This window comes from uncultured Campylobacter sp. (assembly GCF_938030145.1).
Taxonomy (GTDB): domain Bacteria; phylum Campylobacterota; class Campylobacteria; order Campylobacterales; family Campylobacteraceae; genus Campylobacter_B.
The window spans coordinates 70422-77305 of the sequence record NZ_CALHGM010000007.1; the positions used below are offsets into that span (position 1 = coordinate 70422).

At 50.8% G+C, this 6884-nt stretch carries 5 protein-coding genes and 1 pseudogene; 1 reads left to right on the top strand and 5 read right to left on the bottom strand.

Features of this window, described 5'->3' with window-relative positions; all coding sequences use genetic code 11:
* Positions 1-56 precede the first annotated feature (56 nt).
* On the bottom strand, positions 57-1598 hold the full coding sequence (locus Q0323_RS01215) for a flavocytochrome c (protein WP_298050674.1): 1542 nt from the start codon (positions 1596-1598) through the stop codon (positions 57-59).
* Positions 1599-1739: 141 nt separating this feature from the next.
* On the opposite strand from Q0323_RS01215, the gene Q0323_RS01220 reads away from it, so the two are divergent.
* Positions 1740-2651, top strand: a complete 912-nt coding sequence (locus tag Q0323_RS01220; RefSeq protein WP_298050675.1) for a LysR family transcriptional regulator — start codon at positions 1740-1742, stop codon at positions 2649-2651.
* Between the two features lie 326 nt (positions 2652-2977).
* On the opposite strand, the gene Q0323_RS01225 is transcribed toward Q0323_RS01220, so the two are convergent.
* The 4 genes and pseudogenes from Q0323_RS01225 to Q0323_RS01240 all read right to left on the bottom strand — a co-directional run.
* A complete protein-coding gene (locus Q0323_RS01225) occupies positions 2978-5113 on the bottom strand; it encodes a hypothetical protein (protein WP_298050676.1) in 2136 nt (711 codons plus the stop codon).
* Positions 5106-5633: an outer membrane lipoprotein carrier protein LolA gene (locus tag Q0323_RS01230; protein ID WP_298050678.1), complete on the bottom strand. Its 528-nt coding sequence runs from the start codon at positions 5631-5633 to the stop codon at positions 5106-5108. Before Q0323_RS01230 ends, Q0323_RS01225 begins: the two co-directional genes overlap by 8 nt.
* A 32-nt stretch (positions 5634-5665) precedes the next feature.
* Positions 5666-6193 carry a thioesterase family protein gene (locus Q0323_RS01235; RefSeq protein ID WP_298050680.1) on the bottom strand — a complete coding sequence of 176 codons (528 nt, stop codon included), beginning with the start codon at positions 6191-6193 and terminating at the stop codon, positions 5666-5668.
* A pseudogene (locus tag Q0323_RS01240) lies at positions 6180-6884 on the bottom strand (hypothetical protein); the annotation flags it as partial. The pseudogene Q0323_RS01240 and the gene Q0323_RS01235, both read right to left, overlap by 14 nt.

Sequence of the window (6884 nt, forward strand, 5' to 3'; positions counted from 1 at the left end):
TTGCCGACCCGCTTTCGCTACTGGCAAGGCTTTAAAGAGCTTACGCTCAGACCTAGCTAAGCGATTTGCTCGCCTGCGATCATTCCGAAAACTATGCAGTCGGTGATCGCAACGGTGCCTAAGCGGCTGGCTCCGTGAGTACCGCCGGTGATCTCGCCTGCAGCCCAAAGCCCGGGGATCGGTTTATTCGTCTTAGATGATAAGACCTCGGCTTTGGTGTTGATTTTTAGGCCGCCCATAGTGTGGTGAGGTTTCGGCGAGAGACGGATGACGTAGAAAGGTCCCGCTTCGTTGATCTCGCTAAGTGCGCTTTCTTGCTTGCCAAACTCGTCTTTTTTAGCCTTAACGCCTTCGTTGTATTTTTTGACGCTCTCTTTTAAGGCATCCGCAGGCACGCCGTATTTGCTAGCGATCTCATCTAGGCTCGCGCATTCGCCTACTAGCTTGCCGCTTGCCATGCCTTTAGAAACAACCTCTTCGCTTAGGTCTTTAAACGCCATTTTGGTGTCGGCGAAGGTTATCGGATAGGCTTTCGGATCCTCGCGCAAAATTTTAAACTCCGCGTCCGCGCGAGTCTTGCGATCTGCAAGTTCGTTCATAAAGCGCTTACCCGTGCGAACGTCCACGGCGATACCGTATTTAAAGGTGCCTTGCTGAGTTAGGATCGGAGCGGTGCCGAAGCCCTTCTCATCGGGGCTTGCCCACGGACCGAACTGGATCCAGTCTACTTGCACCGGATACGCGCCGATCTCAAAGGCTTTTAGTAGCACGCCCGCGGTAGCTCCCGCGTGATTTGTACTATCGACGTCATCAGGGATGCGCGGATCTTGAAGCTTGCGGAAAATTTTATCGCGGCAAAATCCGCCAGCTGCAAGTACTACGCCTTTTTTGGCTTTGAGCGTCTTTTTGGTGCCGCTGGTATTTTCAAGATCGTCGCTGTAGAGATTTGGATCAAATTTATACTCCTCGCGGATCACGACGCCCGCCACGCGATCTTCGTCCATTACGAAATCATCAAATTTTGCGCGGCGGCGAAGCTCGCAGCCCTTATCTTTTAGCGCTTCAAATTTTTCAAGCATCGGCTGGATGTAGCCAGAGCCGCTATCATTCGTCGTTAGCATCGAGCGCGCGACGCTGTGCCCCCCGAAGTGCGCGCAGTGATCCATCTTAAATTGCACGCCGCTATCGACGAGGAATTTAAACGCATCCAAGCCGCGATCGGCTAGGGTGCCCAAAAGCTCGGGGTGGTTGATGCCAAGGCCCGCCTTTAGGCAGTCGTTCACAAATAGCTCTTTGCTGTCTTTAACGCCCGTTTTTTCCTGTACGGGGTTCATCGGTACGCTCATACCGCCGCCGTTGATGACTGAGTTTCCGCCGATACGACCCATCTTTTCTAGAATCAAGACTTTGTTGCCTTTCTCGGCTGCTTTTAAGCCCGCCGCAAGTCCAGCAAAGCCGCTACCGATGATGATTACATCCCACTCTTCGTCAAATTTGACGTCCTTTGCGTCCACAGCACTTGCTTGCGCATTCACCGCGCTAAGTGCGAGTGCACCGGCTCCTACCATACCCATTTTCAGTATGTCGCGTCTCTGCATATTTTGCCCCTTTACTTAGAGATTTTTTAATCTTAAAGATTAATGTCGTAATTTTATATTAAATCTTTATGTAAGTCAAATGTTATTTGGTATATAATTTAATAGCTAAAGGCTATAAAATTTCAACCGAAGGGGCAAAAAATGAGCCTGCGACATATGGAATTTGCGGTAAAAATTTCGGAGCTTAAAAGCTTTACAAAAGCGGCGAGCGAGCTTGGAATCGCGCAGCCGTCGCTTTCAAAGAGCATTATGCTTTTAGAAAAGGAGCTCGGGATCGAAATTTTCGATAGAAAAAACGGCCTTGAGCTTACATACGCGGGCGAAATTTACATCGCCAGAGCGAAAAATATGCTTAGGCTCAATAAGGAGCTAAATAACGAAATCCGCGGGCTTTCGTCTATCAAGACGGGCAAGCTCGTAATCGGCGCGACCTCGACCAGCTTTAAATTTATCGAAAAGATCATCGCGATGTTTTATAGCAGGTTTTCCAAAGCCGACATCAGGGTCGTGCACGCTCACTCCGAGCCTGCGCTCATCGAGATGCTAAAAAGCGGCGAGCTTGACATCGTCTATGCTGCGCACTTCGGCGAGCTTTTCGCGGAGGGGCTTGAGTGCGAGTTTATAAAAAAGCGCAGGCTGCTTCTAAGCGTCTGCTCCTCTCATCCCGCTGTTTCGCGAACGAGTATAAATTCTACCGAGAGATACCCCAAGATCGCACTTAGCGAGTTCAAATCCGATAAATTTGCAATCAGCAGTAAAATTTTAAAAAGCGAGTCGAACTTCAAAAAGATCTTTGAAAACGCGGGCTTTACGCCTCAAATTTTCTGCGACACCTCATATCTGTACGTGGCTAACGCGATGGTCGCGGCGGGGCTTTGCGTGAGCTTCAGCTTCGCGCGGTACATTTTTGAGACGCAAAAGGACTACATTACGCTCTTTGACGTCGCGGATGAGCCGCTTTTGGACGTGTCGTTTTCGGTTGTGTATAAAAAGCCCTCTAAGCTCGCAAAGGAATTTATAAAGATGATAAAAGCGGGCAAAAGCGACGTGTAGGGCGGTCTGCGGCGCGCAGATTTAAATTTAATAACGCGCCGCAAGGGTTTAAATTTAAAAATGCACTGCATAGGTTTAAATTTAATAACTGCAAGGCGCCGTGTCAAAACCGACTTTTAAAATTTATCCCGCAACCTTGTTTTTTAAATTCCGGTTTGCAGCTTGCTTAGCCGAAATTTCATCTCAAATTTTATCTTGCGCTCTAATCGGTTAAATTTTATCTTGCATATGCAGACTAAATTTTATCTCGCGGCGCGCTCTTTTATAAAATTTTATCTGCAAGCGACGCAAATAGCGTCTATTTAGTACTTTCGGCTCCCGCTTGATTAGCTTTTCTTGCTTGCCGCCAAAACTTGCGCCAAGATCGCCGCTAGCGCGATGTTGAGGCTGACGCAGAGCCCAAACAGCGCCACGGCCTTGGTGGAGCTGAAAGAGAGCGTAAAAAAAGAGATTATGCTGGTTAAAGACGCGAGCGTGATGCCGAAAATTTTATCGCTAAGCGCCATTTTGTCGTTGTTTGCAAAGATCATATAGTCTATCCCCACGGCGCCCGAGAGGATCAGTGCAAAGATCGCAAATATATTCACGCTTACGCCGAATGCGCTAAGCAGGGCAAGCACGGCCAAATTTGTCGCAAAAACGCAGATGACGATCAGCCACGCCGTCCGCGCGCCGAAAAACGCCCACAGCAGCGCGAGCGCGAGCGCGTATGCGGCGCATTTTAGATACAAGGCGTTGATTTTGATCTGTGAAAACGCCTCGCTTATGGCGCTTCGCATGTTTAGATGCAGCGCGCCCATCTGCGTGGCAAGCTCGCTTACGGCTGCTTTATCGCGCACGCCGCGCAAAAAAGCGATATGCGGATCAATGCTCGGCATCGCGGCAAAAAGGACGGAGCTTCTAGCCTGCTCGTAGCTTAAAATAGGTGCATCCGCGATCTTGGCAAAGTTTGCATCCACGAGCTCGCGGCTAAGCCCGAGATGTAAAAATGCGCTTCTATCGTAGTTTGCAAAGGCCTGTTTGATAAAGCTCTGCGTAGCGGGATCCAAAATCGGCGCGCCCGTATATGAGTCTGCAAGACCGCGCGCTACGAGCTCTTTGGCTACCGCGCCCGCGTCATTGCCCACGATCAGATCGAAGCTGGAGCCTCCGATGCTTGCGAGCTTGGCGCTCATCGCGATAAGATTTTTATCCAAGCTCGCGTATTCGCTGACGTCGTCCTTAAGCTCCATTTTAAAATACAAAAACGCAAGCAGCGCTGCGCAAACGAGAATGAGCGCTTTGAGGCTTAGGTTTATCTTGCAAAGCGCCTTTGCGTAGAGTTCAAGAGCTTTTGCAAAAGCCGTAGCGGGGCGAAATTCCGCTCCTTCAAGAAGCAGCGGCAGGGCGAAGTAACTAAAGCAAAATGCCCCCGCAAGTGCGGCTATGGCAAAGATCGCGATCTCTTTGAGCAGAAAAAACGGGCTGAATAAAAATACGAAGTAGCCTCCCGCGGTGATGAAAAACCCTAGAAGCAGGATGTTTCGCATACTTTTTATCGAGCGAGCTTCGATGCGGCGCGAGATGTTTGCGCCCAGCCAGTGCACCGCGTAATCCAGCATCAGCCCGATTAGGCTCGTCGAAACTACGGCGCTTAGGATGTGGATCGAGCCGCGGATCGCCATCGTAGCCGCTACGCCGCAGGCAAGCCCGAAAAGCGCGGGCAGCAGCAGGCAGAAGATCCGTGCGCGCGAAAATGCAGCCAGCAGCAGCGCTGCGCACAGGCTAAGCGATACGGCACCCGCGACGGAGCTTTCGCGCACGCCTGCGCTTTTGCCCATCGCGCTAAAAAGGGCGGTGCCGGAGATTAAAATTTCTCTCTTTTGCGCCTCGCGCACAAGCGCGCTAAGCGCGTCGTCGTTTGCTTTCGGAGCGAGTTTGGCCGTAGCGAGGTAGTGCGGCGCGCCGTCAATGATCGCGATGAAGCGGTTCTGCGCAGGATCAAGTCTGATCGCGCCGCGAGCGCCGAGGCGCGAGTGAAGGCTAAGCGAGAAAAAGTCCTGCGAGAGGCTAAGCGGACGAAATTTTGAATAAAGCTCACGCGCGCTACGCTCAAAAAAGGCCTGCGGATCGCTTTTCAAAAGCTCCACGCTCGCATCGTCTAGCATCGCGGGCGCAAAGCGCGCAAGCTCGCTCTGATACACGCTAGCGTCTTTGACCTCGTAAATTATGCTTTCAAAAAGCCCGCTTTTTTGCATATCTGCAATGAATGCGTCAAAGCTCGCCCTCTCCGCGCTTGTGACGACTATTTGTCGCGCGATCTCGCGGTTGAAATTCTCGACGCTCTGTTTCTGCTCGCCAGAAATTTCAATACCACTTAGCTCGTAAAAATCGGAATTTACGCGGTTTAAATTTAGCGCTATAAAGGCGCAAAGCGCGATAAAAATCGCGCCGAATGCCGCTAGGATCGCGCTCTTACTCATCTAGGCTCACGACGCTCGAAAATACGTTTTCGCTCACGTCGCCGTTAGCGCTATTGATCCGCAGCACTCTGACGTAGGCGCCGCCCTCGATCACGATATTTTTAAAGATATTTTGCAGCATCCCTTTGGGGCTTAGCTCGGCGCGCCACGCATCTTTACTGCCGCTTAGCGCGATCGAGAAATTTTTGCTAAGTCGCGCTACGTCCAGGCGCGAGATCGCCAAAAAGGTGTCCTTATCAAAAAGCGAATCGGCGCTTTTGACCCACGCTTCGCCGCTGCGCTCAAAGACGCCGTCCGCGCCGATTTTTAGCTCGCTTCGCACCGGCTTTAGCGTCGTCCAAAACAGCTCGCCGCCCTTGATCCTAAACTCGCCGCTGCTTCGCACGGGCTCGGCAAAGCCCTCGATGCTGAGCGTTTCGCTAAATTTACCGCCGATATTGTCGGTCTTAAGCGCCAGATCACTCACTTCAAGCGCGCTAGCAAGTCCCAAAATCGCCAAAAATAAAGCCAAAATTTTCATCGTAGTCCTTTAAATTTTATGCTCGCTAAATTTCATTGCTCGTTATCGCTAGGCAAAATTTCATTTGCCGCGGCATTTTGAGAGCGCTCTTGCTCGGGCGCGGCTTTGCTTGCCGATGAAATTTTATCTGCCGATGAAATTTTACTCGCGGAATTTTTCCCCGCTAAAATTTTATCCGCGCACGCCCTTAGCTGCGGCGGTATCTCATACAGCGTCCTTTTGGAATCAAGTTCCACCGCAGCTTGCGACGTGGTTGCCTTGGCTAGGAGCGCGCCGGATGGGCTTTTGATGCGGTAGGAAAATTTTATGATCGTATCGCACTCAAGCAGCTCAATGCTCACCGCAACCTCGTCGTCAAAAAGTATCGGCGCGATAAATTTAAACTCCATTTTGATAATGGGATATATAAATCCATCATCTCTCATCTGCATATATGTGTAGCCCGCGTCGCGCCAAAACTCGCATCTAGCGTCTTCGCAGAGCTTTACGTAGTTGCCGTGCCACATCACGCCCATCGGATCGGCGTCGTAAAATCTGGCGCGAAATTTATACTCTTTCATTCCTCTCTCCGCTATGAAATTTTTCGTCTTGCGAGGCGGATTTTGCGGCGGCTAAATTTGAATTATCTAAATTTAGCGCAGTATCCGAACTCGCCGTACTTTTTAAATTTGGCGCCGTATTTGAACTCGTCGTGTCATTTAAATCCGCTGCGCCATTTAAATTTGACGCAGCGTTTGAACCCGTCTCGCCCAAATTTTGCGCGTCGTCGCGCTCCACATCGCTCGCGTTTTTCCCTTGCGCCCAAAAATCAAAGAAATTATACCATTGAGAAGGAAATTCTTTGGCATAAAGCTCTAGCTGCCGCACGTGGCTTTTAAGCGCTAGCGCGACCGATCGCGCCTTATCGCGGCTCTTTAGCGGCGCAGGCAGCGGCTGCAGCCGCAGCTCGTGGCCGCTGCGTCCCTCGTAGCACCATAGGCTAAATAGCGGCGCGTCCAAAATTTTAGCGAGCAGATAGCTGCCGATCGGGAAGTTCGCGCTGCACCCTAAAAAATCCTCGCTTTGAAATTTATCCGAGCCCACTGGCATGCGATCGCCCATTACTGCGATATGCTCGCCGTTTTGCAGTAGCTCTTTGATTTGCAGCATCTCGCCGATGCCTAGCTCGCCGACGTATAGAATTTTCACGCCGCCGCCCATTTTTTCGATAAATTTCATAAAATTTTCGCTGTGCTTGCGAAAGATCAGCAC